Raw genomic sequence first — 25,681 nt, forward strand, 5'->3', positions numbered from 1 at the left:
ATTTTAGGGCTTTTCTATTTTATAAATCGCCTTAAATTTACCCTTAATAACCCAAAAAGCAAAGTCATAATATAATCCCTTTAAAATTTAAAGAAGAGCTATGAAAAAAGAAAATTCCAAACTATTTTTACTACTATTTTTGGGCGTGCTCTCAGCTTTTGGACCATTTGTCACAGACCTTTACTTGCCAGCACTTCCAGCCATAACTGAGTGGTTTAGTACAAGCGTTTCAGCCACGCAGCTAACGATAACTACTTCAATGGCAGGCCTTGCGATAGGCCAGCTAATAATTGGCCCAATCAGCGATAAATTTGGCCGAAAAACGCCACTTACCATCTCGCTCATCGTCTATACGGTAAGCACGATTTTTATATTTTTTGCGCAAAATATCCAGTTTTTTATCTTTATGCGCATCATCCAAGGCCTTGCAAGTGCGGGCAGTCTTGTCATCTCAAGAGCCGTTGTGAGCGACCTTTATAAGGGTCACGAGATGACAAAATTCTTTAGCCTTATGATGGTTGTAAATGGCCTTGCTCCGATACTTTCGCCAATAGGTGGCAGCTTGCTACTTAAATTTACCGACTGGCGCGGCATCTTTATGGCACTAACTATCATTGGCATTGTGCTATTTATCGCAAATTTTTATTTCAAAGAGAGCCTAAACCAGAGAGATCGCCTAAAAGTACCACTGCTTCAGACTTACGGTGTCTTTGGCAAAATTTTAAGAAAAAAGAAATTTATGCTCTTTATCGCGATCCAGACATTTACTATGGGCGCGATGTTTGCCTATATCGCGGCATCTTCTTTTATATTTCAGGATTTTTACTCGCTAAGTCCATTAAGCTACGGCTTTTGTTTTGGGGCAAATGGTCTAGCCATCGTCATAGGTGCTAGGCTTGCAAGCCTAATAAATGAACGCAAAGCGCTAAAAACTGGGCTTTTTGGCACCTTGTTTGCTAGCATTTTTGTTGCACTCATGCTTTGCACTAAATTTGAAGTGATCGGCGTTATCATCGCATTTTTCTTGCTTTTGCTCTTTACTGGCTTTATCTTACCAACGGCCTCATCACTTGCGATGAACGAGGGCAGGGAGTACGCTGGCTCAGCCTCGGCGGTGCTTGGATTTTGCCCATTTTTCTTAGGCGGCGTCATCTCTCCACTAGTTGGTCTTGGCGACATTTTTTACTTGACGTCAATAGCTATTTTAGCTTGCAGCGTGCTTGCCTTTATCTCATTTTTAGGACTAAAAAGAGTTGCGTAAAATTTATCTTGTCTCAAACACAAAAACGACTGATGAGAGCGTTATAAATTTAAACGTTAGTAAGATCGAGTTTTTGAAATTTGAGATAAATTTAAGTGAATATGACGCTCTTGTGGCAACCTCCAAAAATGCCTTTAAAGCTTTAAAATTTAATGGCATTTTGCCTATAAATTTGCCAGTTTTTGCTATCGCAAATAGTTGTGCAGCAGCTGCAAGAGAGTTTGGCTTTAGTGAAATTTACACTGGGCAAAATGCTCATGGAGATGACTTTGCAAGAGAAATTTTGCCACTTTTAAAAGGCAAAAAGGTGCTTTATCTAAAGGGCAAAGACAGCGCTTCAAATTTCTTAGAAATTTTACAAGATGGCGGCGTAAATATAAAGGTGATCATCGCTTACGAAAATGTCTTAAACCCTTGCAAAATGGAGCTAAAACCGCCAAAAGATAGCATTTTGATATTCGCATCTCCAATAAATGTGAGAAATTTTCTTAGTAATTTTGGCTGGGACGAGAGCTATCAGACGATAAGCATCGGAAAGGTCACTGCAAAAGAGCTAAAATTTAGCACGCCAATAGTGAGCCAAAAACAAGATATAAACGCTTGTATCGCACTTGCTAAAACGTTACTTTAAGCAAAGAATTTATATAATTTTATTGCCTGAGTGAAGCGAGTCAGCATTTTACGGGGTCCAACACTTTTTTGTTAGCGAAAAGGTATGGGTGCCTTGCGATGTGGCTTCGTTTGAGCCTTAAACAGCGAGAAGTTGCAACCTTTTGGTATCCATCTATTTGCAAGATTGGCTTTGTTTATGGGCCACTCTTCTATGCGACGCCCACTTGGGTTTTTAAATTTACGGAGATAATATGAACATTCTCATAATAGGAAGTGGCGGCCGCGAATACGCTATCGCTCTTAAGCTAAAAAGTGAAAAAAACGATATAAATTTATACTTTGCGCCTGGAAATGGTGCGACCTCACGCCTTGGCGAGAATTTAAACATAAAAGACTTTCATGAACTAGCAAATTTTGCCAAAAAAAATAGTATTGAACTAACTATCGTGGGACCTGAAGCGCCTCTTAGCGAAGGCGTGGTGGATATCTTTAAAAAAGAGGGTTTGCTCATCTTTGGACCAAGCAAAGCAGCTGCTAGACTAGAAGCTAGCAAGGCCTATATGAAGGACTTTTTAGCTAGAAATAATATAAAAACTGCAAAATACTTAAACACAGACGATAAAGAAAAAGCATTTAAATTTATTGATACATTAAGCGTGCCAATGGTCGTAAAGGCTGATGGACTTTGCGCTGGAAAAGGCGTGATCATCGCAAATTCTAAAGAGGAGGCCAAAGAGGCAGTTAGCGACATGCTAAGTGGGGCTAGCTTTGGTGATGCTGGTAAATTTGTGGTGGTTGAAGAGTTTTTGGACGGGTTTGAACTTAGCTTTTTTGCCATTTGTGACGGCGAAAATTTCGTAAGCTTACCAGTGGCGCAAGACCACAAGCGCTTGCTTGATAACGACGAGGGCCCAAATACTGGTGGTATGGGTGCGTATGCTCCAAGCCCGCTTGCTTCAAAAGAGTTAGTAAAAAGGGTCGAAGAAGAGGTGGTAAAACCTACGCTAAAAGGGATGAAAAACGAGGGCAGTCCGTTTTGCGGAGTGCTTTTTGTGGGGCTGATGATCGTGAAAAATGAGCCTTATGTGCTTGAGTTTAACGTGAGATTTGGCGATCCTGAGTGCGAGGTATTGATGCCTTTGATAGATGGAAATTTGAGTGAAATTTTATTAAACGCTGCAAAGGGCGAGCTAAAGCCTATCAGCTTAAAAGATGAATTTGCTGTTGGTGTGGTGTTGTCTAGCAAAAACTATCCTTATAAAAGCAGCCCAAAGGCTAAAATTTCAGTTTTAAATGATGTAAAAGATGCCCATATAGCTTACGCAGGTGTTAGCAAAGAGGGTGATGAAATTTACGCAGATGGTGGCAGAGTGCTAGTCTGCGTGGCGACTGCAAAGAGCATAAAAGAGGCACGTGATAAGGCCTATGAGCTTTGCAAAAATGTCAAATTTGACGGAGCGCACTTTAGAAAAGATATCGCGTGGCAGGCACTAAAATGAGCATGCAGATAGAAGAGAAGCTTCAAAACGAAGAAATTTCACTTGCCCCTTTTGCTAAAAGGATCATGACGTTTTCTATCGATGAGATCATAGTTTCGTGTCTTTTTATGATCATCTATTGGGAGCCTCTTTCTACTAGCACTAACTATGATGATGCTAGAAATTTAGTATTAAATTTATTTTGGCAAGTGGTCGCTATAAAAGTCATCTATCACACATTTTTCGTTTGGTATTATGGTGCAAGCCCTGGGCAGATGATAACAAAGACGATGTGTATAAATGTAGAAATTTTAGATAAGCCAAATTTAACTCAAAGTCTTGTTAGGGCGATCTTTAGGATAGTTAGTGAAGCTTGTTTTTATCTTGGCTTTGCGTGGGCACTTTCAAACCCTGCAAGGCAGACGTGGCAAGACAAAATAGCAAAAACAGTGGTGATAAATGCGTAAATTTTTATTTTTAATTCCGGTTTGTGTTTTTAGTTTAAGTGCAGCAGTGCAAGATGTGCAGCTATTAGCTGATGACGTGAAGCAAGATAAGGGCATCGTAACGGCAAATAAAAACGTTATTGTATATTCGCAAGAGTATCTTGTGACAGCTGATTGCGCTGTCTATGATCAAAATAGCTCCGTCATCGAGCTCTTTGGCAATGTCAATATGATGAAAGGTAAAGACGAGGTCTCTCGCTCAAACTACGCCAAGCTAAATTTAAAAAACAACAATGCTGCCTTTGAGTCGCTCTTTATGATGAACAAAGACATGGAAGTGTGGATGAGAAGCGACGAGAGCAGCTCTGATAGCGAGTATTATAGAGTAAGAAAGGCTATGGTTTCAAGCTGTAATGTCCAAGATCCTGACTGGAGCATCACTTCAAGCTCAGCCATGCTAAACAAACAGAGTAAATTTTTGCACCTTTTTAACCCAGTCTTTCGCATAGCAAATGTGCCAGTCTTTTACTTGCCATACTTTGGCTTCTCAACTGATACCACAAGAAGGACAGGTCTTTTGCCACCAGAGCTTGGATACGGCAAGTCAGAGGGCTTTTACTATAAGCAGCCAGTATATTTTGCGCCTTATAATGAGTGGGATCTGGAGTTTGATCCGCAGATAAGAACAAACAGAGGCGCTGGAATTTACGGTGCTTTTAGATTTACTGATTCGCCTGATTCAAGAGGTGAGATCAGTTTTGGTATGTTTAGCGACAAGCAAAGATACCGTGACAAGCAAACTAGCAAGACCTCAAACAGCGCCGAGCTAAAAAACAAAACCCACAAAGGTGTCGGGCTAAAATATGAAAGAGATAAACTCATAAAATACCTTAGCGAGGCTGATCTGCAAGAGGGTATGTGGATAGATGCAACCAAGCTAAATGACATAGACTATCTAAATTTAAAGGGCAGAGATGATGACTATGACTCGCTTGTGACCTCTAAATTTAACTACTTTATCGCAAATGACGATCACTACTTTGGTGCCTATGCAAAATACTACATAGATACCGAAAAGATCGGCTCAAAGAACGAAAACAAAGATACACTTCAAGAGCTTCCATCGCTTCAGTATCATAAATTTACAGACGATATAGTCTTGCCAAACATCTTATATTCAATCGATCTTCAATCGCATAGATATGATAGAAAAATAGGCGTTAGAGCAACTCAGTATGAATTTACGCTGCCAGCTTCAGTGCATGTGCCACTGTTTGATGATAGCTTAACGTTTTCATTTTACGAGTACCTTTACGCTTCAAGGATAAACTACGAAAATAAGATAAATTCATTTGATGACAAAAGAGAAGATAAGCACGCAAATTTTGTAAATAACTACCATAAATTTGCTCTTCACACAGACCTTGCAAAGGCGTATGAGAGTTTTTATCACACTTTAAATTTTGGTGCTGAGTACTTGCTGCCAGGATATAGAAAAGGAAATTTAGACGACGAGTTTATCTACGATAAAGATCTAAATGAGTATGAAAATTTCTTAGCTCAAGATCAAAGTAAAGAGGAAGTTTCTGGCTATTTGACGCAGTATTTCTTTAATGGCAGTGGCAGAAAGGTTGTCAAACACAGTATCTCACAAGGTTACTACACAAAAGATGATGAGTATTCAAATTTAAAAAATGCTATCTACCTATATCCGTTTGAGAATTTTAGCGTTTATAACAAGCTTGAGTACTCGCACAAAGATAGAGAGCTTAAAAAGGTGCAAAACGGACTTTACTATACGCACGATCTATTTTGGATAAATATGCTCCATACGATGAAAAAGAGCGACAGCAAGGCTAAAAATAGTGCAACAAAAGATAGCTACTTTACAAGCAGCGCTGGCGTGAAGCTCCCGCATCAATATAGCCTAATTGGCGGCTGGCAATACGACCTTGAGAGAAGCTACACAAAGAGCTGGAGAGTTGGTGTGCTTCATCAAAGGAAGTGCTGGAACTACGGGCTAATTTATCAACACGATGTCGAGCCGACAACAACGACAAATGGCTCAGCCTCAACTAAGAAAAGCGGCATCTACTTTACTATAAATTTCTATCCGATGGGCGGCTTGCACTATGACTTTTCACAAAGCAGCACCGCTTCATCAAGTAGCAAATAAGATGGCTAGGTAAATGGCAAGCGTTAAATTTAAAGATCAACTAGATGCAGCCAATAAGCTCATCGAGATCTTGCCAAAAAAAGAGCTAAATGACGCTAAGACGATAGTTCTTTGCATGTCGCTTGAGTCAGTTATACTGACTGATGTGGTTTGCAGGGGGCTAAATTTAAGCTATGAGATGCTCTTTAGCGAGCCAATCCCTGCGCCAAACAACAGTGAATGTGACGTAGCGATAGTTAGCGAAACTGAGGATATCGTGCTAAACGACCCTCTCATAAAGGCTTTTAACATAAGCTATGACTACATCTACGGCGAGGCGCATAGAAAATATGAAGAGAAAATTTTAAAAAATGTCTATAAATATAGAAAAGGAAATTTGATAGGAGAGCTAAAGGGCAAGAATATTTTACTGATCGATGAGGGGTGTGAGACTGGCATGACGGCACTCATCTGCATAAAGACGCTGCTTGATGTGAAGGTAAAATCCATCTCATACGCAACGCCGATGATAGCCACCGATGTCTTTGCAAATTTAAATGATATGGTCGATGAAATTTACACGATAAACAAGATCGTTGATTTTATCGATGTGGATTCGTATTACGAGAAAAAGATCGAGGCTACGAGCGAGCGCATCATGTCGATATTAGAAGAGAGCCCTCACTATTTACCGTTACAAAAACAACAAGGAGATAAAAATAATGCAATATAGTATAGAAGTCAATAATCAGGTCGAAATTTTTGACCTTAATAAAGTAGCTAAACAAGCTAGTGGAGCGGTGCTTTTAAGGGTGAAAAATACCGTAGTTTTAGCAACTGTGGCAAGAGAAGATGTGCAAGTTGAAGAGGACTTTTTGCCTCTAACGGTGCAATACATCGAAAAAGCTTACGCTGCTGGTAAAATCCCAGGCGGTTACGTCAAGCGTGAGACCAAGCCAGGCGACTTTGAGACGCTAACAGCTCGCATCATAGATAGATCACTTCGCCCACTTTTCCCAAAAGGCTACGCATACCCAACGCAGATCGTTGTCATGGTACTTTCGGCTGATCCTGAGGTTGATTTGCAAGTTGTGAGCCTAAATGCAGCTTCAGTTGCACTGTATCTTAGTGACATCCCTGTAAATCGCCCAGTTTGTGGCGTGAGAGTTGGATATATAGATGATAAATTTGTCATAAACCCAAGCAACTCTGAGCTAAAACAAAGTGCGATCGATCTTTATGTAGCTGGTACAAAAGATGAGCTTTTGATGATAGAGATGAGAAGCTTGCCTCAGCAAACTACGCAGCTTATACCGATGGTAGCGATAGAGCCGATGATAGATCCAAGCCTAAGCGATAGCATGGCGCAAAAGCAAGTGATGAACGAATTTAGCGAAGATATGATGGTTGAGGCGATAGACTTTGCTGGAAAGGCGATCTTAAGAGCTAGCAACGCTTATGAAGAGGCGTTTAAAGAGCATAAAAAAGAGGACGCAGCACTTGAACTAAAACCAGAGATAGAAAACGAAAATATCGCTATTTACATAGATAAATTTTATAAAGCAGAGGTTAAAAACGCTATCAACCAAATGGCAAAGAGTGAGCGTGCTAGCGAGCTTGGCAAGATCGCTAAGCAAATTTCAAGCGATGAGGTAGCTCAAAAAGAGGGTTGGGATGAGGCCGTCATCTCAAATGTCCTTGGTAAATATAAAAAGAAAATAGTAAGAGAGCAGATCATCAACGAGGGCGTTAGAGCCGATGGACGCGGACTTGAAGAGGTTAGACCTATTAGCATCGAGACAAATGTCCTTCCAAACGCTCACGGCTCATGCCTCTTTACAAGAGGTCAGACTCAAGCGCTAGTTGTCGCCACTCTTGGCACAGATAGCGATGCTCAGATGTATGACATCCTTACCGAAAAAGCTCCTTTGGTTGAGAAATTTATGTTTAACTACAACTTCCCAGGCTTTAGCGTAGGTGAAGCAAGCCCGCTTAAAGCTCCAGGCAGACGTGAGCTTGGACATGGAAATTTAGCCAAACGTGCCCTTGCACCAAGCATCGATCTAGCTTCTCCATATACGATAAGGGTCGTTTCAGAAATTTTAGAGAGCAACGGTTCAAGCTCTATGGCTAGTGTTTGCGGTGGTTCGCTCGCACTTAGAGCTGCTGGGGTCAATACCCAAAAACTAGTTGCAGGTGTTGCGATGGGTCTTATATTTGAGGGCGATAAGCACGCAGTTTTAACTGACATCATGGGACTTGAAGACCATGACGGCGATATGGACTTTAAAGTTGCTGGCACAGGTGATGGCATCACAGCGCTTCAGATGGACATCAAGCTTGGTGGCATAAGCTTAGAGGTGCTAAAAGAGGCACTTTATCAAGCAAAACGCGGCAGAGAGCATATCCTTGCTCTAATGACACAGGCTGATAAAAATATAGAGATAAACGAAGATGTGCTTCCAAAACTTGAGCTATTTAGCGTTGATCCAAGCAAGATCGTAGATATCATCGGTCAAGCTGGCAAGACCATAAAAGAGATCATCGAGAAATTTGAAGTTTCAATCGACCTTGATAGAGAAAAAGGCGAGGTCAAAATAGCAGGTGGCGCTAAGAAAAACGTCAATGCGGCAAAAGACTACATCATTTCGATCACTTCAAAAGAGAACTCTCGCTCATTTGGCAAAAAGCCATTTAAACACGATAAAGACCGCGTAAAACCGACATTTAATATCGGAGATGAGTTTGTTGGAAGCGTAAAAAGCGTGGTTGATTTTGGAGTATTTATTGAGCTAAAAGACGGTGTTGATGGTCTGCTTCATATCTCGAAGATAAAGAGCCCATTAAACGTAGGCGATCAGGTAAAAGTGTGTGTGAGCGAGCAAAAAGGAAACAAAATTTCGCTCTCTTTGGTTGAATAAATTTTTAAAGGATAGATGATGAAATACAAAAAGTTGCTTTTTCCAATAGGAGCAGGGGACGATATCGAGCCAAGAATTTACGGTGCTTTAAAGGTTGCACAATGGTTTAAAGCTCACATAGAGATCCTCACTTGCCAACTAGATCCAAGCGTGGTTTATAATATGAAAATGACGCTTCGTGGTGGAGTGCTTTTTGAGGAATTCTTAAAATCAGCCAAGTCAGAGCTTGCGGTTGAGCACGAAGAGAATGAAAAGCTTTTTAATAAAATTTGCGCAGAGCTAGGCATAAAGGTGAGCGACGAGGTCATCGAAGATGTCTGCACTGCAAATTTCACGATCCATAATGGAAAAAGAAGCGCCATAGTTGAGCAAGAGAGTAAATTTTGCGATCTAGTCGTAGCTGCAGTGCCACTTGATGGCAAGATCACAGGTACATTTGAGTCAGCTGTTTTAAAAAGCGGCAAAAATGCGATCGTTATCCCTAGAAAGATGCGTGATTTTAAAGCTGATAATATCCTTGTAAGCTGGACGGGAACAACTCAAAGCTCAAGAGCCTTAACTGGCGCGATCGATCTTTTAAAGAGCGCTAAAAAAGTTCAGTGCATCACTTCAAAAGCAAGCCTTGGCGATAATGCCGAGCTAAATCTTAAAAAACTTGAAGAGTACTTTAAGGTTCATAATATCAGTGCTAGTTTTGAAGTTATAGCAACTACAACTATACCTGGCGAGGCACTTTTAAAAGCTGCAAATGATAGAAACGCAGACCTTATCGTAGCTAGCAGATACGGCGAAAACGGACTAATGGAGATGGTTCTTGGCGGAACATCAAGATTTTTCTTAGAACATACAAATATCCCAGTTTATCTATAATGGATTGCGGCTTAGCCCGCGATCTAATTCTTTTTTGCTTTACAAATTTTAGAATCCCATTCACTCGCAAGAATTGACTACTGATCTAGGTCTCGCAAAGCTTGCCACTAAAATCAGAGCCGAAATTACTCGTTCATGAAATTTTAAAATTTGCCTGACTTTCTATTACACAAAACGCATGCAATTGTGCTAAAGCACTGCATGCATTTTTGTTTAAGCTTTTTGATTATTAAATTTAAAGCAGTTGGATAAAAATTAAATTTAAAAAGATTAAAATCCCAACCCAGCCTAAACCAGGTTGAAATTTATGAAGATTTATGAAGTAGTTTGATTAAAATTTATTCTTTCTTACTTCACTTACTATTGTCTTAGCCATGTTATCAACATCACTTGTTACTTCATTAGCTCTATTAGCAATTACAACATTCTCTTTTGTTAGATTATCTATTTGAGCAACTGATTGATTTATCATATTTATGCCTTCACTTTGCTCTTTTATAGATTCACTCATCTCATTTATTGATTGAGCTAATACATTTGTATTTGCTTCTATCTCACCTAGAGATTTTTGAGTTCTTTCAGCTAGCTTTCTTACTTCATCAGCAACAACAGCAAATCCTCTACCATGCTCTCCAGCTCTTGCAGCTTCTATTGCAGCATTAAGAGCTAGAAGGTTTGTTTGATCTGCTATATCTCTAATGATAGTTATGATGTTTTTAATTTCATCTGATTGTCTTATAACATCAGCTGTCTTTTGAGAGATGGCATTCATTGAGCTAGACATTTGCTCAACTGCAGCTGCAGATTCTTGAAGTGAGCTTGCTTGTGTGCTAGCTGAGCTTGTTACTTGAGATACAGACTCAGCTAGAAGTTTAGCTTTTTCTTCAAGCATCTTGGCATCATTTAAATTTGAGTTTAACATAGTGCAAATTACTTCACCCATATTTGATACTCCAAGTATCATATCTTTTAGATCAGCCTCAGCACCTTCTGGAACCTTGATAGTTGGTGTAAAATCATTCTTAGAATACGTGTTTAAAATAGCAGTAACACTTCTAATATTATGTGTTATGCCAGCAAAGAAGCTATTTAGTAGTGTTTTTAACTCTGCCAAAGATGGGTTATTTGGATTTTGGTTTATAACAACTCCTAATTTACCTTTATTAACAGTATTGACAATGGCATTAAGCTCGCTAATCATTGCATTATCTTTTTTGATACCTTCAACTACTTCGCTAATATTTTCATTAATAACCTTGCTCATCTGCCCAAATTCATCTTCTCTATTTATATCTAATTTAGCTGGAGCATCAGCCTTATATGTAACAAATTTAAATACTTCAGTTAATTTATCTTGTATGGTCTTGATAGGTTTTAAAGAACTTTTTAAAAGGAATAAAACAAATGCAGATAAAATAACAATAAAAATAACAGCCATAATAGCTTGTATTTTAAGTAATGGCATAGTATTTGACGTAAATACATCTTTTTGCATAGCAGATATAGCCAGCCAGCCACGATCGTTTAGCTCTATGAAGTCGGCATATCTATCCTCTCCCTTTGTATTTTTATAAGCAATTAGTCCGTTTTCATTAAATTCTTTATTTTTATATTTTTCTATTAGTTGTTTAGTGATTTCAGGCTTTGTGTTGATCAAATTTTTATCGGGGTGCATAATGATATTTCCATCTTTATCAGCAACAAATGCATAGCTGTAATCTGTTTTGCTGATCTCCGTGATATCTTTACTAAGATCTTCTATACTTACATCAGTTGCGGCAATGCCTATATCTTTTATCGGCGCAACAAAGCTTATAACCATTTGTTTTAAAGAAGCTGCCATATAAGGATCAGAAAATGTTGTGCCATTTTTTTGCTTAGCTAGTTTATACCAACCTCTTGTTCTTGGATCATAGCCATCCTTTGGAGTTTGATTTTTACCATTTGAGCGAAACATAGCTCCATCATCGTAGCCAGCATAGACAAGAGCTACTTCTTTGTTAGCCATTGCTTTGCCTTGTGCTAGAGCGATATCTATACCATTGCGATTTTCATCAAGCTTAGACATAGTCGCAGCTATCTTTTCTATCGTCTGAAAATTGTTGTCAAAAAATGTATCTAGTGTAGATTTTACATCTTTTAGAATTTGACGTTGAGCTTGTGTGACTAGCTCGATGGTTTTACTCTGGGCAGTGTAGTAACTAGCGGCTGACATAGCCACAAACGAAATACATAGAGCAACTATTAGCATTAGTGCTATTTTATTGGTGATTGACTTCACACGAATTCCTTTACATAATGATTTTATGTTGTCTATATCGGCTAGTTTAAAAAGAATTGTATAGCTGTTTAAGAAGTTTTTCTTTAAAAATAAGAAATTCTGATCTAAAAGATAAATTTAAGGTCGCTCTTTTATCAAATTTAAAAGATTTTCTCTGATATTTTCACTAGTTAAATTTGAAATTTCGCTGTAGAAATTCCCCTCTTTATCTAGCAGATAGATAGCGGAGCTGTGAGCGACAGAGTAGCCCATAGCAGAGTTTTTAAGATGCACTTTTTGGTATTTTACGCCGTAGTTTTTAGTGGCTTTTGGCAGATCATTCATCTTTAGTCCGTCTGCATCTTTGTAGAAATTTTTTACCATTAGGGTTAAATTTTCAGGCGTGTCACGCTCAGGATCAAGAGTGATGAAAAGTAGCTCAAAGTCGTCTCTTTTTAGTTTATTTAGCTCATCGCCCAAAAGAGAGAGCGTAGTAGGGCAGACATCGGGGCAGTAAAGATAACCAAAATATATCGCTTTATACTTGCCGTTATAATTTTTAAGACTCACTTCGCCATGCTCTGAAAGCGCCTTAAAATCATACTTGTTTGGCTTTATAAAAAGCATCGCAAGACCAGCACATATTAAGATTATTATTAAGCCCCAAAGTGTCTTTTTCATCATTTGCCCTTACATTTTTAGATCAAGATCGACAAAAAATCCAGTCTCTTTTTCGCCATCAAGTAGCTTAAACCTATACCTCATAAGATCGACCACGCAAGCACTTAACACGACTTGCGCTATTAGATTATCGCCTCTTTGATCAAGCCTTGCCTTTATAGAACCCATGTTCATGTTTATGCCATCGATTACAAGGTTTGGATCTTTTAGCCCTAAATTTTTGCCATTAATGATCTTAAAGCTAAATGGCCTCATCGCAAAGATCGGTCTTGGCGAGATGTCTATCTTTAGCTTAACGCCATTAAATTTCACCTCGCAAGCATCTTTGTTTAGATCGCATTTTAGAGGATCAAGCGATGTATTTACATCGGCAAATTCAGGCGGATCCTCTTTGCTGACCATAAATTTATGACCTATCCAAAAAGCGCCTGCTACGATAAAGATTAGTGAAAAAATGATTAGAATTTTTTTCATTATTTAAAGTTTTTGGTTACTCCGATATTATCAAGCTTGATGCTCTCGCCATTGCTAAATTTTAGCTCAAGATCAACCTTGTCGCCATCTTTTATGGGCTTATTTAGATCCATAAGCATGATGTGAAGACCACCAGGCGCTAGCTTTGTCTCGCCATTTTTTGGGATAACGGCGTCTTCGACCTGAACCATAGCCATCATGCCATTTTCCATCTTGTGAGTGTGAATTTCAGTGCTTTTGCAAACACTTGAATGAACGCCAACTAGCTTTACATCGGCATTTGAAGCATTTTTGATATCCATGAAAATAGCGCTGTTGTTTGTGCCAGGCTTTGTGTCTCTTGCTCTGACATGATCTAAGCTGATGTCAGCTGCCATTAGTGTAGAAGCCGCAAGTAATGCACCAAAAACAAGTTTTTTCATATTTTTCCTTTATGGTAAATTAATAATGGTTTTCAGATTATACATATAAAGAAACTAAAATTCCCTTTAAAATTTAAAAATTGAAATTTTTTAGGTTATAATTACGCACTAAATTTTACTTTTTGGGACACTTCATTTGAAAAAGATACTACTTTTCTTCATCGCGTTAGCGCCTTGTCTTTTTGCCCAAAATTACGAAGAAATTTACTTAAAAAATGGCCCATCTGCTGTCATAGAAGCCATTGAAAAAAACATTTTAAGTAAGGACTACTGGCTAAAAAAGCTCAAAGACAAGGACGTTAGATACGGATATTACGACAACGAGATACTTCTAAGCGTGGTTGATAAGACTGATAAAGAGCTTGAAGTCATCTCTTATAAAGACGGCGTTACAAAAAAACTATTTAGCTCAAGCGTCATTGTTGGCAAAAACGGCGACAAACTGCTTGAGGGCGATCTAAGAACGCCAGTTGGTGTCTATCAGCTCACACGTAGATTTACGCCAAATGATAGATACTTGGGGCCTCTTGCCTTTTCTCTTTCATATCCAAATTTGCTTGATAAACTTGCAAAACGCAATGGCAGCGGCATCTGGATACATGGCTATCCGCTTGATGGTCAAAGGACAGATGAGCTAAAGACAAAGGGCTGTGTGGCTATGCAAAATGACATCTTGATGAAATTTGACGAAGTTATAGACCATAAAAAAACGCTCGCATTTATCTACGAAGACAAGCGCCCAGAAGCAAGCGTGAACGACATAGCGGTGATCATCTCTGGAATTCTTAACTGGAAAAAGACTTGGAGTGAGAGTGACATTGATAGCTATTTGAAATTTTATGATAAAGATTTTGAGCGATATGACGGCATGAGCTTAGAAAATTTTAAAAATATGAAACGAGCTATCTTTTCTAAAAAAGAGAAAAAACATATCTCTTTTTCAAATTTTCTCATCACACCTTATCCAAATCTTAAAAACGACAAGCTCTTTCGCGTGAGTTTTTATGAGGATTACGCTGCTGATACGCATAAATTTGCAGGTCAAAAGACCCTTTATGTCAAGCTTTATGGCGATGAGATGAAAATTTTTATAGAGGAGTAGAAGTGGAAAAATCTCAAGAAGTAAAAGAGAAGATAGAGAAAATTTTAGAGGCTAGGTCGGCATTTTTTGCTGAGCTTGACCGCCAAGTGCCAAAGAAAAATGGCACTGATGTCTTTGACTTTAGCAAGGTTAAAGAGGCTGATCTAAAAGAAATTTACGCTAAATTTTATGCATTTGACTACAACGTAAGAAAGCTCTTGCCTGATGTTTATAAAGCTTATGATGTGAATTTTAATGTCTGAGATACGCCTAAACAAAGCAGCTTACATCCACAATCTAACTAAAATTTGTGACAAAGCTGGCGGAAAAGAAAATGTTATCGTAGTGCTAAAAGATAACGCTTATGGGCACGGCGCAAGGCTCATAGCTAGCGAGGCTAAGAAATTTGGCATAAAAAACTGCGCTGTAAAGAGCGAGTGTGAAGCAAATGAGATCGCTGATATCTTTGAAAATATCTTGATCCTCTCGCACATCCCAACAGGCGATGAGAGCGCTAAATTTACCTACGCCATAAACGACATAGACGCACTTTTAAAGATAAAAGAAAATACAAAAATCAACCTTGCTATCGACACTGGCATGCATAGAAATGGGCTTGATATAAGCGAGCTTGATTATGCATTTGAAATTTTAGCCAGAAGAAATTTAGAGCTTCTTGGCGCTTATACTCACTTTCGCGCAAGTGATGAGCTAAATGCTGATTATTTCGTGCAAAGAGAAAATTTTAACGCCGCAAAAGCGAAAATTTTAGCTCTTTGTTATGAGTTTGGTATAAAAAAACCGATTTTTCACTCTCACAACTCAGCCGCCCTTGAAAGAGCGAGCGAGATAAAAGATGAGATGGTGCGCGTGGGCATCGCTCAGTATGGATATGCGCAGTTTAATAGCTCTTTAAATTTAAAGCCAGTGCTTTCACTTTGGGCAAAGCGCGTCAGCAGGCGGGTCTTAAAAAGTGGTCAAAGCGTGGGATATGGGGCTAAATTTATAGCAAAAGATGATATAAACGTCGCTACTTATGATCTTGGATATGGCGACGGACTGCTAAGATATAATGGACTTGGCGAGCTAAGGCTTGCAAACGGTGAGCTGATACTTGGCAAAATTTCGATGGATAGCTTTAGCTGCAAGGATAGTGGCGAGTGGGTCTGTGTCTTTGAGGACGCAAATGTCTGGGCTAACTTTTTTGGCACGATAAACTACGACATCTTGGTCAAACTCTCGCCAAATATCACTAGAAAATTTATATAAAGGTAATATGTGAAAAAGATCGTTTTATTAGCTCTTGCAAGCCTTGCTTTTGGCGCGCAGGAGAGTGAGTTTAAAGTTTATGAGCAGATACTAAATCAGCTTGATACAAAGCAGATCCCAGCCTTTGTCGTCCAAACCGCAAAGCCAAATTTACCAAGCAGGGTCGATGAGATGATCACGCTAAAAGATGTAAGCAGCGACGGGCTAAATATACATGGCGAGTTTGTCTTAAATGAGACCAAGACAAAGAAGCTAAAAGGCTATAACAAGGCTCAAATTTCGGCTTTAAAAGATGAATTTTATCAAAACGGAAAAAAGGCGCTTTGCAACTCAGGCATGGCAAGAGCTGCGCTAAATCGCGGCATCACGCTAAGTGGTAGCTATGGCTTTGAGGGCAGGCATCTTTTTGATTTGAAGCTGGATAAGAGTAGTTGCGAGTAGCCATTTTTGCTCTGGTTTTTTGCTCGCTAGCTCTGGCTCTGACGCCAGATATGGCAGCGAAAAATCACGCAACATACTACAAAAAAAAGCTCCCATTTATCTGCACGCCGACGCTAACGCTTAACGATATCTTAAACGTTGGCGACACGCTCATCTACAGATACGTCGTTAAACACGCAAGAAAGCAAGAGATCAAAAGGCTTGAAGAAAAAGAGCTTTTGGAATTTATCGAGGCTATAAAAAAAGAGAATCTAAGAACTGCTTGCAAGGACAAAGAAATTTTAAATATGCTAAGCATCGGCGTTAGCTTGGATGAAATTTTCTACTCAGAAAACGGCGAACTAATCTTTGAATACACTATAAAAGATGAAGACTGCAAGAGACTTCAGTGAAATTTGGGGTTAAATTTCAGTTTTTGGGTTGTAAATTTCTGTAAGTTGCTTTGTAAATTTTAAAATTCCACCCACTCGCAAGAATTGACTACTAAAATTTGGCTTAGTCTGCAGCTTAGCTCAAATTTTAGAGCCGAAATTACTCATTCATGAAATTTTAAAATTTGTCAGAGTTTTTAGACCGCATGCAGTGCGTTAGCACTGGGGCATGCACCTTGAACGTGCGAGGGGATTGTGGGATCTAAAGGGAGATAAGGGGACGGCTTCGTAATTCAAGTCCCCTTGTCTCCCTTTTGAATAAAAGAACCTAAAAAATAAAGTCTGTATTTTAAAGAATAGAAATTTACTATTTTGCAAATTTTAAAATTCCATTCGCTCGCAAGGATTGACTACTAAAATTTGGCTTCGCTTATCGCTTAGCTCAAATTTTAGAGTCGAAATTACTCGTTCATGAAATTTTAAAATTTGCTGACACTTATCTGACTTGATAAAGCTATTTTGCAAATTTTAAAACTTTACTCACTCGCCTTGGCAGACTACTAAATTTAGGCTTCACCATGTTTAGCACTAAATTTAGAGCCGTGATATGCCAGCTTTAATTTTAAAATTTGTTAAAGTCTCACACGCTTGCATGAGCGACTGCTAAATTTTAACTTCGCCAACAGCTTAGCTCAAATTTTAGAGCGAAATACTCGCCTTAAAATTTGACTACTATATTTAAAATTTAAACCAAAAAACAAAAAATTTAGCCCAAATTTTACTAAGGGCTAAAATCTACATACCTCTTTTTATCTCTTGTTCTAGCCTTTGAAGCTCAGCGATCCTGTCACTAGTGCTTGGGTGCGTTCTAAAAAGCACGCTAAGCTTGCTAGTTAGCGAGCCAAATGGATTTACGATAAACATATGCGCGCTTTGCTCGCTTGCGTTTTGCATGACGTAAGAATTCGAGTAGTTTTCAAGCTTTGTTAGCGCGCTAGCTAGCCACTCTGGGTGCCCTGTTAGATAGGCTGCGCCTTTGTCCGCCTTGTATTCGCGCTCCCTTGAGATCGCCATTTGGATGACTGTGGCAGCTAGAGGCATCACAACGGCAATGATTAGCATAATCACTGGGTTGGCGTTTCGCTGCGAGTTTTGATTTTGACCGGCGAGGGTGCCTATCTTGGCAAAATTTGCGACCATTGCGATAGCCCCAGCTAGTATGGCAGCAACTGAGCCAGTTAGGATGTCGTAGTGCCTTACGTGGCTTAGCTCGTGAGCTAGTACGCCTTCGATTTCATTTTCATTTAAAATTTTTAAAAGCCCCTCAGTAACTGCGACGGCTGCGTGGCTTGGGTTGCGGCCTGTGGCAAAGGCATTTGGCACCTCTTCTGGGATGATGTAAATTTTTGGCATCGGCAAATTCGCCTTTTGTGTGAGGCGTGAGACGATCTCGTAAAGGCCGTGAGCGTTGCTCTCATCGACTGGGATGGCGTTATATCTTTTTAGCACGAGCTTGTCGCTGAAAAAATAAGAAAATAGGTTCATGCCAGCTGCCATCAAAAAGGCGATCATCATGCCTTGTTCGCCGCCCACGTAGCCGCCAACAGCGATGAAAACTAGCATTAAAGCAACCATTAAAAAAGCGGTTTTGAAAATTTCCATTTTTGTCCTTATTTTATAGCATTTGGTAAGATCGCTGCGTCGATGCCGAGCTTGCAAAGCTTTTCCAGCTCATCTTCGCTCTCTATCAAAACCGCCACAAGTGCGTCAAATAGATACTCACTCGCAACCGCAGCTAGATCTTTTGCTAGCGTAATATCGGCAATAATAAATTTTGCTCCAGCGGCGTTTGCGACGATCGCTTCGTTTAAATTTGAGACAAAAACGCTAAAGCTAGCGCTAAGACCTAACGCTTTTTTTATCAAATTTCTATCAAATTTAAAGAGATTTTGCCTGCCGCTTGAAATTTCATCTTCGCTTTTGCAAAGAAACAGCGGCTCAAATTTGATCAGCTCATCACCCAAAATTTTCATCTCTCGCCCTTTATGCACTCTTTACAGATGTATTTTCCGTCTCTTAGCACCATTTGATCGATGTCGCTAAAGACACCGCATTTGCTGCACTCTTCGAAGTTGCTGGTGCTTATCTTGTCGCTTTTTTTTCTATTTTTAAAAAATATGATGTAAATCGCAACCAAAATCGCTACAAAAAGCAAGTATTTCAACGTATCTCCCCTTGATTTTTGAGATTAAAAAATATGTAGTTTCTGTTTTTTTCATTATAAATTTGCGCGTTGATGCCTGAAATTTCATCCATGACGCTAGAGCCCTTGTAGATGAGAAATTTAGTGCTCTCATCATAAAATCCCTCACAAATTTTTATAAGCTCTTTTGTCTTGCTAAGCGCCCTTGAGGTGATGAGATCAGCCATAAATTTATCTGCAAGCTCGATCTTTTGGCTATGAACTTCTAAATTTTGCAAACCAAGCTCGATCTTAGCGTAGCTTAGAAATGATGACTTTTTGGCTATCGGCTCAAAAAGATGCCACTTCGTTTGAGGCATCGCAAGCGCTAAAAATATCGCTGGAAAGCCAGCTCCGCTACCAACATCTATCGCACTTTTGGCACTTAGGTCAAAAATCTCAAGCGGCTTTATGCTATCAAGCACCTGCTCGCTTATATCTTTATAGTTGCTTAAGCTATGAACTTTGTTAAATTTAGCAAAAATTTGAGCATAAGCCTTTACTTTTTCATCAAAATAAGCTGGCAAGCAGAGCTCATTTTTCATCACAAGATGTGCCCCATTTGCTCTTTTTTGACCTTTAAGTAGCCTTCGTTAAATTTATTTGGTTTTATGACGATAGGCACGCGTTTTACGATCTTTACCGAGCTTAGTCCGTGAAGTTTTAAAGGGTTATTTGTGAGTAAATTTACCTCTTTTATGCCGTAGTGATTTAGGATAAAATCAACCACTTCATATGTCCTCTCATCGGCTTTAAAACCTAGCTGGTGATTAGCCTCAATGGTGTCAAAGCCCTTGTCTTGCAGGCTGTAAGCGTTTATCTTGTTTAAAAGCCCGATATTTCTGCCCTCTTGACGCAGGTAGATGACCATGCCGCCATTTTCTTCGATATATTTTAGGCTCGCTTCGAGCTGGTCGCGACAGTCGCACTTTAGGCTTCCGATCGCATCGCCAGTTAGGCACTCAGAGTGAATTCTAAGATTTACCACTTCACTTAAAGGCTCTTTATAGATCGCAAGGTGCTCTTTTGCCCCTTCTTTGAATGCTTGAACCTTATAAGTACCAAATCTTGAGGGTAGATTTGCTGCGTTTGAAATTTCTATTTTCATTTTAAATTTACTCCAACTGTGCTAAACTAGCTAAAAATCACGCATTTTAACAAAGAAAAGGCAAAAATATGTTTAAACGTTTTAGAAGATTAAGAATAAATCCAGCTTTAAGAGACATGGTAAGAGAGACTAGCCTTAGCGTAAATGACTTCATATATCCGCTCTTTGTAGTCGAGGGCAAGGGCGTTAAAAACGAGATCGCTTCGATGCCAGGTGTTTATCAAATGAGTATCGATGAAATTTTAAAAGAGTGTGAAGAGATAGTAAATTTAGGCATAAAATCGATCATTTTATTTGGCATACCAAGCCTAAAAGATAGCGTTGGTAGCGACGCACTAAGCAACGACGGCATCATCGCAACTGCGCTTAGAGCCATAAAAGATAAATTTCCAAATTTATTTGTCATAACAGATCTTTGCTTTTGCGAATACACAGACCACGGCCACTGCGGCATAATCGACCACGTGCATAACACCATCGACAACGACGCAACGCTTGAAATTTCAGCTAAGCAAGCCTTGGTGCATGCTCAAAATGGCGCCGACATGATCGCACCAAGCGGCATGATGGATGGCATCATCGCAACGCTAAGAGAGGCGCTTGATAGCAATGGCTTTGAGAATTTACCAGTGATGGCGTACTCGACTAAATTTGCTTCAGCATACTACGGACCATTTCGCGATGTGGCACAAAGCGCTCCAAGCTTTGGTGATAGAAAGAGCTACCAAATGGACAGCGCAAACCGCTTGGAGGCGATCAACGAGAGCTTGCAAGACGAGGCGCAAGGCGCTGATATCTTGATGGTAAAGCCAGCGCTTGCCTATCTTGACATCGTTAGAGAGCTTAGAAATTTGACACTTCTGCCACTTTGCGTCTATAACGTAAGTGGCGAGTACGCACTGCTAAAAGCTGGCGCAAAAGCCGGTATCATCGACTATGAGCGCGTTATGATGGAGACCTTGATCGGCTTTAAAAGAGCAGGGGCAAATTTGATCATCACCTATCACGCAAAAGAAGCGGCTAAAATTTTAAGGGGCTAAGATGAGGCACTTTTTGACGCTAAATGACTTTAGCAAAGATGAAATTTTAGAAATGATAAATTTAGCCCGCAAGATCAAAAAAGAGGCGAAGGCTAGAGAATTTAAGCCATATCTAAAAGATCAAAAGCTTGCGATGATATTTGAAAAAAGCTCGACTAGAACGAGAGTGAGCTTTGATGTTGGCATGCATGAGCTTGGTGGATATGCGCTATTTTTAAGTAAAAATGATATACAAATAGGCCGCGGCGAGCCGATCCGCGACACCGCTAGAGTGATAAGCAGGATGTGCGACATGGCGATGCTTAGAGTTGATAGGCACGAGACACTAGAAGAATTTGCTAAATTTTCAAGCGTGCCAGTAATAAACGGCTTAAGCGATAAATTTCACCCAGTGCAGCTTATGGCAGACTATCTAACTATGCTTGAAATTAGCGCAGGCGAGAAGGTCGCATACGTAGGAGATGGCAACAACATGACCCACTCGTGGCTCATGCTAGCAAGCAAACTAGGACTTGAGCTAAGAGTGGCTACGCCAAAAGGCTACGAAGTGGATGCTGAAATTTTAAAAATAGCTAATGAAAACGCAAAAATTTCAGGGGCTAAAATTTTTATCACAAATGATATAAAAGAAGCGGTAGATGGTGCCGATGTAGTGACTACGGACACTTGGGTATCGATGGGGCAAGAGGCCGAGAAAGAAAAGAGGTTAAAAGACTTTTCTGGATACTGCGTGGATGAAAATTTGATGAGCTTAGCTAAAAAAGATGCGATATTTTTGCACTGCTTGCCAGCTTATAGAGGCTACGAGGTGAGCGAAGCGGTCTTTGAGAGGCACGCGGATGAAATTTTTAGCGAGGCGGAAAATAGACTTCATGCCCAAAAAGGCGTGATGGTCTGGTTAGACGAGAGAAGAAAATGAGTGAAGAGAAAAATATATATGATGAGATAGATGAGATCGGCACTACACTTGGGCTAAGTAGCCCTGAAAAAACAGTCTTTGAGATAGTTTCAACGAAAAATCCAAACGAGCATATCTTAAATTTAAAAAGTGGCTCTTGGGACTCAAAAGAGCCGTGGTTTGGCATTGATGAAAATCAAAATTTACACACGGTCATTTCAGTACAATCGCTCTCAGCTTTGATAGAAGCCTTAAAAGAGACGCAAAAAGAGAATTTTGACCTGAGGCTTGAAAAGACGATCTGGCAAAATATCCCAGTTGATTTTAGCGATGTTTGGGTGGTTGCGATGGATGAGATCAAAAAGATCGCTCACGATAAAAAGAGCAGGCAGTTTAACATAGATCTTGAAAAATTAGTAAAAAATATAAAAAAAGAGCATCCAAATTTATTTGTAGATATAAAAGAGATGATCCAAATGGCAAGGAGCAGGGCAGATGATTGATTTTAGTGCGTATGTGAAGTATTCAAGGCCAGGGCCAAGATATACGAGCTATCCGACAGCGCCGGAGTTTAGTGATAGATTTAGCTATGAGGCTTATATAAAAGAGCTTGAAAACCGCGATAAAAAAAGGCCACTTTCGCTTTATTTGCACCTGCCATTTTGCAGGAGTGCTTGCTATTTTTGCGGCTGTAACGTCATCTACACGAGCAAAGAGGACCGCAAAGAGAGATATATAAGATATATAGAAAAAGAGCTTGAAATTTTAGCTCGACACCTAGATACAAGCACCGAGGTCTTGCAGATGCACTTTGGCGGTGGCACTCCGACATTTTATAATGCCGAACAACTTGATGAGATCATCAAACTCATAAAAGCTAAATTTAGAAATTTCTCAAAAGAGGCTGAGATAAGCTGCGAGATAGATCCTAGATTTTTGACAAACGAACAGCTTGATGTGCTCATATCTCACGGCTTTAACCGCATAAGCTACGGCGTGCAAGATTTTGATGAGAAGGTGCAAAAAGAAATTCATAGAATTCAGCCTTATGAGATCACTCAAAATGCCGTAAAAATGGCTAGAGAAAAAGGCATAAAATCAATCAATATGGACCTGATCTACGGCCTGCCATATCAAAGCCTAGAGAGCTTTAAAAAGACGCTTGAGCTGGCTCTCACGCTTGATCCAGATAGGCTTGCGGTATTTAACTACGCTCACGTGCCATGGATAAAAAAGTCGATGCGTAAATTTGATGAGACAACCCTGCCAAATCCAGAAGTTAAGCTTGAAATTTTAAAATTTACAGCTGAGTTTTTAACTAAAAATGGCTACAAAATGATAGGTATGGATCACTTTGCAAAGCCAAATGATGAGCTTTTTGGCGCTTTGGCAAATGGCACTTTGCATAGGAATTTCCAAGGCTATACGACAAAGGGCGGCGCTGATCTCATTGGTATTGGCGTGACAAGTATTGGTGAGTGTAAAAGACACTACGCGCAAAATCATAAAGATATGGATGAGTATGAAAAAGCGATCGATAGTGGAAAACTCCCATACGCAAAGGGAATTTATCTAAGCGATGAAGACTTGCTTAGAAAAAGTGTGATCATGAGTTTGATGAGCAATTTTGGGCTTAATATCAAGGCAGTCGAGGATGAATTTCATATAAATTTCTTTGAACATTTCAAAAATGAGCTTGAAGAGCTAAAGAATTTAAGTGAATTTGTCGATGTTACGACAGATAAGATCAGCGTAAATGAGACAGGAACGCTAATAATACGAAATATTGCAATGTGTTTTGATGAGTATCTTAAGAAAATTCCAGAGAATTTAAGGCGATTTTCTAAGACGATATAAAAATTATTTTTTTGTCATAAGATATTTAAAATACGTTTAATATTTCTTGGTGTATAATTCGCACCAAAAGTCAAGCAAAAGCTTGGCAATAAAAGGTAAAAGGATCTAGTTATGAAAAAGATGTTAGCAATTAGTGCTTTGGCCGCAGCAACACTGCTGTCTGCTCAAGATGTCCCTTATAGGATTTTTCTAGCTTCATTCGCTCAAAATGATAGCGCTGCTAGAATCGATAGTGCTGTTAGCAAAGTAAACAGCAAAATATCAGATAGCAGACTAACTACTGGCGTTTATGAAGTTGGTGGAAGAAAGTTCTTATATGTTGATACAACTCCAGTTTCTGAAAATGAAGCTAATGAGTTGTTAGCTAAAGTTCAAAATGAGTCAGGTTACAAAGATGCTTTAATGAGAGCTAAGTCACCTGTCACAAATACTAAATCAGCTAAGAAATCTAATATAGAGCAAACTATATCAACTGAGCCTAAAGCAGCAGCTACAGCACAAGCTGATGATAGTGTATTGACTTTGGATCAAGTTGTAAAAACTATTTTAAATGAAAACCCAAGTTTAAAAGCTACAGAATTTAACTACTTACAAGTTGGTAAAGATCTAAAAATAGCTAAAAATGCTTACTATCCAACACTCGATGCGGCTGCTAGAGTAGGATATGAGAGAAAACGTCTTGATGATGGTATCTCAACAAGAAGAGGCGATGGCAGAGTATCTGGCGCATCTTTAACTTTAGTTGAAAACCTTTACAATGGTGGCGCTGATAAAAACAGAATCAACTCTCAAAGCGCAAGACTTGACTCAGCTGCTTACACAGTAGCTCAAGCTGCAGATAGACTAACACTAAGCGCTGCAAATGCTTATCTACAAGTTCTTCAAACAAAGAGAATTCTTGACATTGAAGAAGAAAATGTAAAAAGCCATGAAGAAATTTATAATCAAATCAAAGATAGAGCAAGATCAGGTTATGGCGTAGCTTCTGAAGAGAGACAAGCTGGATCACGCTATACTTTGGCTCAATCAAACTATGTAGCTGCTAAAAACAATTACGAGGATGCACTTTCTACATTTGAAAAACTATATGGAAGAAAAGTTGCTGCTAAAAATCTAGTAATGCCTGAGTTTAACCTGCCATTACCAAGCACTAAAGAGGCTGTTTATGACAAAGCTGTTCTTTGCAACCCAACACTTCTAGTTCAAAGATCAAACATCGCTATGGCAGAGTCTGTTGTAAAAGAGAAAAATGCACCATTTTTGCCTAAACTAGATCTTGTTGTATCAGGTGCTTATGATCACTCAAATGTTTTATATGATGATTATGAAGAGCAAACATTTGATGCTCTTTTAAGACTAAACTATAACCTTTACAACAAAGGTAATGATAAGCTAGACAAAGAGAAGAGTCAACTTGCTGTTCAACAAGAGCAACAAACTATGGACAACCTTGTAAGAGAGCTTAAAGAGTCTTTGGAATTTTCATGGCAAAACTATGTTCTTAACCAAGAAAAAATGGGATATCTAAATCAACACGTTGAATATTCAAAAGCTACTCTTGATGCATACCAAGATGAGTTTAGAATCGGCCGCCGTGACCTTATCAACCTACTTGATGCAGAAAACGAGTACAACACAGCTTTAAAAGAGATCGCTACAACTGAGACTGCGCTATCTTATGCAAAATATAGATTGCTAGATAACATGGGTATGGTTTCAGATAGTTTTGAGCCAGGCTTTGCTAAGAGATATATTCAAGGCGCTTGCAGTATTCAAAACGACTTAAGATAAAAA

The 25,681-nt window shown here is 39.3% G+C and carries 27 protein-coding genes and 1 pseudogene; 18 read left to right on the top strand and 10 right to left on the bottom strand.

The genetic code is table 11. From position 1 onward, the window contains the following. The first annotated feature begins 100 nt into the window (after positions 1-100). From FZ945_RS00200 to FZ945_RS00235, 8 genes are all read left to right on the top strand, one after another. Positions 101-1,261, top strand: coding sequence for a multidrug effflux MFS transporter (locus tag FZ945_RS00200; RefSeq protein WP_148801666.1), 1,161 nt, complete (start codon positions 101-103; stop codon positions 1,259-1,261). Further along, entirely contained in the window at positions 1,254-1,892 is a 639-nt protein-coding gene (locus FZ945_RS00205) for a uroporphyrinogen-III synthase (RefSeq protein WP_148801668.1), read from the top strand. Before FZ945_RS00200 ends, FZ945_RS00205 begins: the two co-directional genes overlap by 8 nt. 232 nt (positions 1,893-2,124) lie before the next feature. After that, positions 2,125-3,372: a phosphoribosylamine--glycine ligase gene (gene purD / locus FZ945_RS00210; RefSeq protein WP_148801669.1), complete on the top strand. Its 1,248-nt coding sequence runs from the start codon at positions 2,125-2,127 to the stop codon at positions 3,370-3,372. Further along, positions 3,354-3,818 carry an RDD family protein gene (locus FZ945_RS00215; protein ID WP_262367120.1) on the top strand — a complete coding sequence of 155 codons (465 nt, stop codon included), beginning with the start codon at positions 3,354-3,356 and terminating at the stop codon, positions 3,816-3,818. The genes purD and FZ945_RS00215 overlap by 19 nt, the downstream gene beginning before the upstream one ends. Next, complete coding sequence (locus FZ945_RS00220) at positions 3,811-5,973, top strand: LPS-assembly protein LptD (RefSeq protein WP_148801671.1); 2,163 nt, start codon at positions 3,811-3,813, stop codon at positions 5,971-5,973. Before FZ945_RS00215 ends, FZ945_RS00220 begins: the two co-directional genes overlap by 8 nt. A 13-nt stretch (positions 5,974-5,986) precedes the next feature. Next, the gene (locus tag FZ945_RS00225; RefSeq protein WP_002941705.1) at positions 5,987-6,685 is read left to right on the top strand and encodes a sodium:proton antiporter; all 699 of its coding nucleotides are present in this window, start codon (positions 5,987-5,989) and stop codon (positions 6,683-6,685) included. After that, positions 6,675-8,873: a polyribonucleotide nucleotidyltransferase gene (locus FZ945_RS00230; protein ID WP_148801674.1), complete on the top strand. Its 2,199-nt coding sequence runs from the start codon at positions 6,675-6,677 to the stop codon at positions 8,871-8,873. Before FZ945_RS00225 ends, FZ945_RS00230 begins: the two co-directional genes overlap by 11 nt. An 18-nt stretch (positions 8,874-8,891) precedes the next feature. Further along, complete coding sequence (locus FZ945_RS00235) at positions 8,892-9,743, top strand: universal stress protein (protein WP_148801676.1); 852 nt, start codon at positions 8,892-8,894, stop codon at positions 9,741-9,743. 331 nt (positions 9,744-10,074) lie between these two features. Here FZ945_RS00235 and FZ945_RS10480 read toward each other — a convergent pair whose 3' ends face one another. The 5 genes and pseudogenes from FZ945_RS10480 to FZ945_RS00255 all read right to left on the bottom strand — a co-directional run bounded on the left by FZ945_RS10480 (position 10,075) and on the right by FZ945_RS00255 (position 13,580). Then, positions 10,075-11,238 carry a methyl-accepting chemotaxis protein gene (locus FZ945_RS10480; RefSeq protein WP_410369040.1) on the bottom strand — a complete coding sequence of 388 codons (1,164 nt, stop codon included), beginning with the start codon at positions 11,236-11,238 and terminating at the stop codon, positions 10,075-10,077. Positions 11,239-11,274: 36 nt separating this feature from the next. Then, positions 11,275-11,994: pseudogene (locus FZ945_RS10485) on the bottom strand (cache domain-containing protein); the annotation flags it as partial. A 147-nt stretch (positions 11,995-12,141) separates the two neighbouring features. Further along, a complete protein-coding gene (locus tag FZ945_RS00245) occupies positions 12,142-12,684 on the bottom strand; it encodes an SCO family protein (protein ID WP_148801680.1) in 543 nt (180 codons plus the stop codon). Positions 12,685-12,693: 9 nt separating this feature from the next. Beyond that, a complete protein-coding gene (locus tag FZ945_RS00250; RefSeq protein ID WP_103611157.1) occupies positions 12,694-13,158 on the bottom strand; it encodes a hypothetical protein in 465 nt (154 codons plus the stop codon). Then, the gene (locus FZ945_RS00255; protein WP_012001485.1) at positions 13,158-13,580 is read right to left on the bottom strand and encodes a copper chaperone PCu(A)C; all 423 of its coding nucleotides are present in this window, start codon (positions 13,578-13,580) and stop codon (positions 13,158-13,160) included. The genes FZ945_RS00250 and FZ945_RS00255 overlap by 1 nt, the downstream gene beginning before the upstream one ends. Before the next feature lie 136 nt (positions 13,581-13,716). On the opposite strand from FZ945_RS00255, the gene pgp2 reads away from it, so the two are divergent. From pgp2 to FZ945_RS00280, 5 genes are read left to right on the top strand one after another with little or no spacing between them, the layout of a single operon-like run. Then, positions 13,717-14,682, top strand: coding sequence for a cell shape-determining L,D-carboxypeptidase Pgp2 (gene pgp2, locus FZ945_RS00260; RefSeq protein WP_148801682.1), 966 nt, complete (start codon positions 13,717-13,719; stop codon positions 14,680-14,682). 2 nt (positions 14,683-14,684) lie between these two features. After that, positions 14,685-14,924 carry a CmeU family protein gene (gene cmeU / locus FZ945_RS00265; RefSeq protein WP_009294264.1) on the top strand — a complete coding sequence of 80 codons (240 nt, stop codon included), beginning with the start codon at positions 14,685-14,687 and terminating at the stop codon, positions 14,922-14,924. Beyond that, positions 14,917-15,930, top strand: coding sequence for an alanine racemase (locus tag FZ945_RS00270; RefSeq protein WP_148801684.1), 1,014 nt, complete (start codon positions 14,917-14,919; stop codon positions 15,928-15,930). Before cmeU ends, FZ945_RS00270 begins: the two co-directional genes overlap by 8 nt. Positions 15,931-15,939: 9 nt before the next feature. Beyond that, positions 15,940-16,371 carry a peptide deformylase gene (locus FZ945_RS00275; RefSeq protein WP_148801686.1) on the top strand — a complete coding sequence of 144 codons (432 nt, stop codon included), beginning with the start codon at positions 15,940-15,942 and terminating at the stop codon, positions 16,369-16,371. A gap of 50 nt (positions 16,372-16,421) precedes the next feature. Further along, entirely contained in the window at positions 16,422-16,763 is a 342-nt protein-coding gene (locus FZ945_RS00280; protein WP_187424136.1) for a hypothetical protein, read from the top strand. A gap of 774 nt (positions 16,764-17,537) precedes the next feature. Here the strand turns inward: FZ945_RS00280 and htpX are convergent. From htpX to ribA, 5 genes are read right to left on the bottom strand one after another with little or no spacing between them, the layout of a single operon-like run. Then, on the bottom strand, positions 17,538-18,404 hold the full coding sequence (gene htpX, locus FZ945_RS00285) for a zinc metalloprotease HtpX (RefSeq protein WP_107937306.1): 867 nt from the start codon (positions 18,402-18,404) through the stop codon (positions 17,538-17,540). Positions 18,405-18,412: 8 nt separating this feature from the next. Beyond that, positions 18,413-18,775, bottom strand: a complete 363-nt coding sequence (locus FZ945_RS00290) for a hypothetical protein (RefSeq protein WP_148801690.1) — start codon at positions 18,773-18,775, stop codon at positions 18,413-18,415. After that, positions 18,772-18,966, bottom strand: coding sequence for a hypothetical protein (locus tag FZ945_RS00295; RefSeq protein WP_009294554.1), 195 nt, complete (start codon positions 18,964-18,966; stop codon positions 18,772-18,774). The genes FZ945_RS00290 and FZ945_RS00295 overlap by 4 nt, the downstream gene beginning before the upstream one ends. Further along, positions 18,963-19,529 (bottom strand): 16S rRNA (guanine(527)-N(7))-methyltransferase RsmG, encoded by a 567-nt coding sequence (gene rsmG, locus FZ945_RS00300; RefSeq protein WP_148801692.1) that lies wholly within the window; start codon positions 19,527-19,529, stop codon positions 18,963-18,965. Before rsmG ends, FZ945_RS00295 begins: the two co-directional genes overlap by 4 nt. Then, entirely contained in the window at positions 19,529-20,092 is a 564-nt protein-coding gene (ribA, locus tag FZ945_RS00305; RefSeq protein WP_103648043.1) for a GTP cyclohydrolase II, read from the bottom strand. The genes rsmG and ribA overlap by 1 nt, the downstream gene beginning before the upstream one ends. 68 nt (positions 20,093-20,160) lie before the next feature. Between ribA and hemB the strand changes: the two genes are divergently transcribed. The 5 genes from hemB to FZ945_RS00330 all read left to right on the top strand — a co-directional run bounded on the left by hemB (position 20,161) and on the right by FZ945_RS00330 (position 25,678). After that, on the top strand, positions 20,161-21,132 hold the full coding sequence (gene hemB, locus FZ945_RS00310; protein WP_148801694.1) for a porphobilinogen synthase: 972 nt from the start codon (positions 20,161-20,163) through the stop codon (positions 21,130-21,132). A gap of 1 nt (position 21,133) precedes the next feature. Further along, positions 21,134-22,051: an ornithine carbamoyltransferase gene (argF, locus tag FZ945_RS00315; RefSeq protein ID WP_148801697.1), complete on the top strand. Its 918-nt coding sequence runs from the start codon at positions 21,134-21,136 to the stop codon at positions 22,049-22,051. Beyond that, complete coding sequence (locus FZ945_RS00320) at positions 22,048-22,533, top strand: DUF2603 domain-containing protein (protein WP_103558393.1); 486 nt, start codon at positions 22,048-22,050, stop codon at positions 22,531-22,533. Before argF ends, FZ945_RS00320 begins: the two co-directional genes overlap by 4 nt. After that, on the top strand, positions 22,526-23,887 hold the full coding sequence (gene hemN / locus FZ945_RS00325) for an oxygen-independent coproporphyrinogen III oxidase (RefSeq protein WP_148801699.1): 1,362 nt from the start codon (positions 22,526-22,528) through the stop codon (positions 23,885-23,887). Before FZ945_RS00320 ends, hemN begins: the two co-directional genes overlap by 8 nt. Before the next feature lie 111 nt (positions 23,888-23,998). Next, positions 23,999-25,678: a TolC family outer membrane protein gene (locus FZ945_RS00330; RefSeq protein WP_148801701.1), complete on the top strand. Its 1,680-nt coding sequence runs from the start codon at positions 23,999-24,001 to the stop codon at positions 25,676-25,678. Positions 25,679-25,681: the final 3 nt, after the last annotated feature.

The sequence above is a fragment of the Campylobacter concisus genome, assembly GCF_902460535.1.
GTDB classification, from domain to species: domain Bacteria; phylum Campylobacterota; class Campylobacteria; order Campylobacterales; family Campylobacteraceae; genus Campylobacter_A; species Campylobacter_A concisus_AS.

Bases quoted from the DNA above. Each gene is read 5' to 3' on its own strand.
- FZ945_RS00245 (WP_148801680.1), bottom strand. From the start codon at position 12,684: ATGAAAAAGACACTTTGGGGCTTAATAATAATCTTAATATGTGCTGGT.
- FZ945_RS00290 (WP_148801690.1), bottom strand. From the start codon at position 18,775: ATGAAAATTTTGGGTGATGAGCTGATCAAATTTGAGCCGCTGTTTCTT.
- FZ945_RS00270 (WP_148801684.1), top strand. From the start codon at position 14,917: ATGTCTGAGATACGCCTAAACAAAGCAGCTTACATCCACAATCTAACT.
- argF (WP_148801697.1), top strand. From the start codon at position 21,134: ATGAGGCACTTTTTGACGCTAAATGACTTTAGCAAAGATGAAATTTTA.
- FZ945_RS00230 (WP_148801674.1), top strand. From the start codon at position 6,675: ATGCAATATAGTATAGAAGTCAATAATCAGGTCGAAATTTTTGACCTT.
- ribA (WP_103648043.1), bottom strand. From the start codon at position 20,092: ATGAAAATAGAAATTTCAAACGCAGCAAATCTACCCTCAAGATTTGGT.
- purD (WP_148801669.1), top strand. From the start codon at position 2,125: ATGAACATTCTCATAATAGGAAGTGGCGGCCGCGAATACGCTATCGCT.
- hemN (WP_148801699.1), top strand. From the start codon at position 22,526: ATGATTGATTTTAGTGCGTATGTGAAGTATTCAAGGCCAGGGCCAAGA.
- htpX (WP_107937306.1), bottom strand. From the start codon at position 18,404: ATGGAAATTTTCAAAACCGCTTTTTTAATGGTTGCTTTAATGCTAGTT.
- FZ945_RS00235 (WP_148801676.1), top strand. From the start codon at position 8,892: ATGAAATACAAAAAGTTGCTTTTTCCAATAGGAGCAGGGGACGATATC.
- FZ945_RS00200 (WP_148801666.1), top strand. From the start codon at position 101: ATGAAAAAAGAAAATTCCAAACTATTTTTACTACTATTTTTGGGCGTG.
- FZ945_RS00320 (WP_103558393.1), top strand. From the start codon at position 22,048: ATGAGTGAAGAGAAAAATATATATGATGAGATAGATGAGATCGGCACT.
- FZ945_RS00330 (WP_148801701.1), top strand. From the start codon at position 23,999: ATGAAAAAGATGTTAGCAATTAGTGCTTTGGCCGCAGCAACACTGCTG.
- FZ945_RS00280 (WP_187424136.1), top strand. From the start codon at position 16,422: ATGGCAGCGAAAAATCACGCAACATACTACAAAAAAAAGCTCCCATTT.
- FZ945_RS00220 (WP_148801671.1), top strand. From the start codon at position 3,811: ATGCGTAAATTTTTATTTTTAATTCCGGTTTGTGTTTTTAGTTTAAGT.
- hemB (WP_148801694.1), top strand. From the start codon at position 20,161: ATGTTTAAACGTTTTAGAAGATTAAGAATAAATCCAGCTTTAAGAGAC.
- FZ945_RS00225 (WP_002941705.1), top strand. From the start codon at position 5,987: ATGGCAAGCGTTAAATTTAAAGATCAACTAGATGCAGCCAATAAGCTC.
- FZ945_RS10480 (WP_410369040.1), bottom strand. From the start codon at position 11,238: ATGCAAAAAGATGTATTTACGTCAAATACTATGCCATTACTTAAAATA.
- FZ945_RS00250 (WP_103611157.1), bottom strand. From the start codon at position 13,158: ATGAAAAAAATTCTAATCATTTTTTCACTAATCTTTATCGTAGCAGGC.
- FZ945_RS00255 (WP_012001485.1), bottom strand. From the start codon at position 13,580: ATGAAAAAACTTGTTTTTGGTGCATTACTTGCGGCTTCTACACTAATG.
- rsmG (WP_148801692.1), bottom strand. From the start codon at position 19,529: ATGAAAAATGAGCTCTGCTTGCCAGCTTATTTTGATGAAAAAGTAAAG.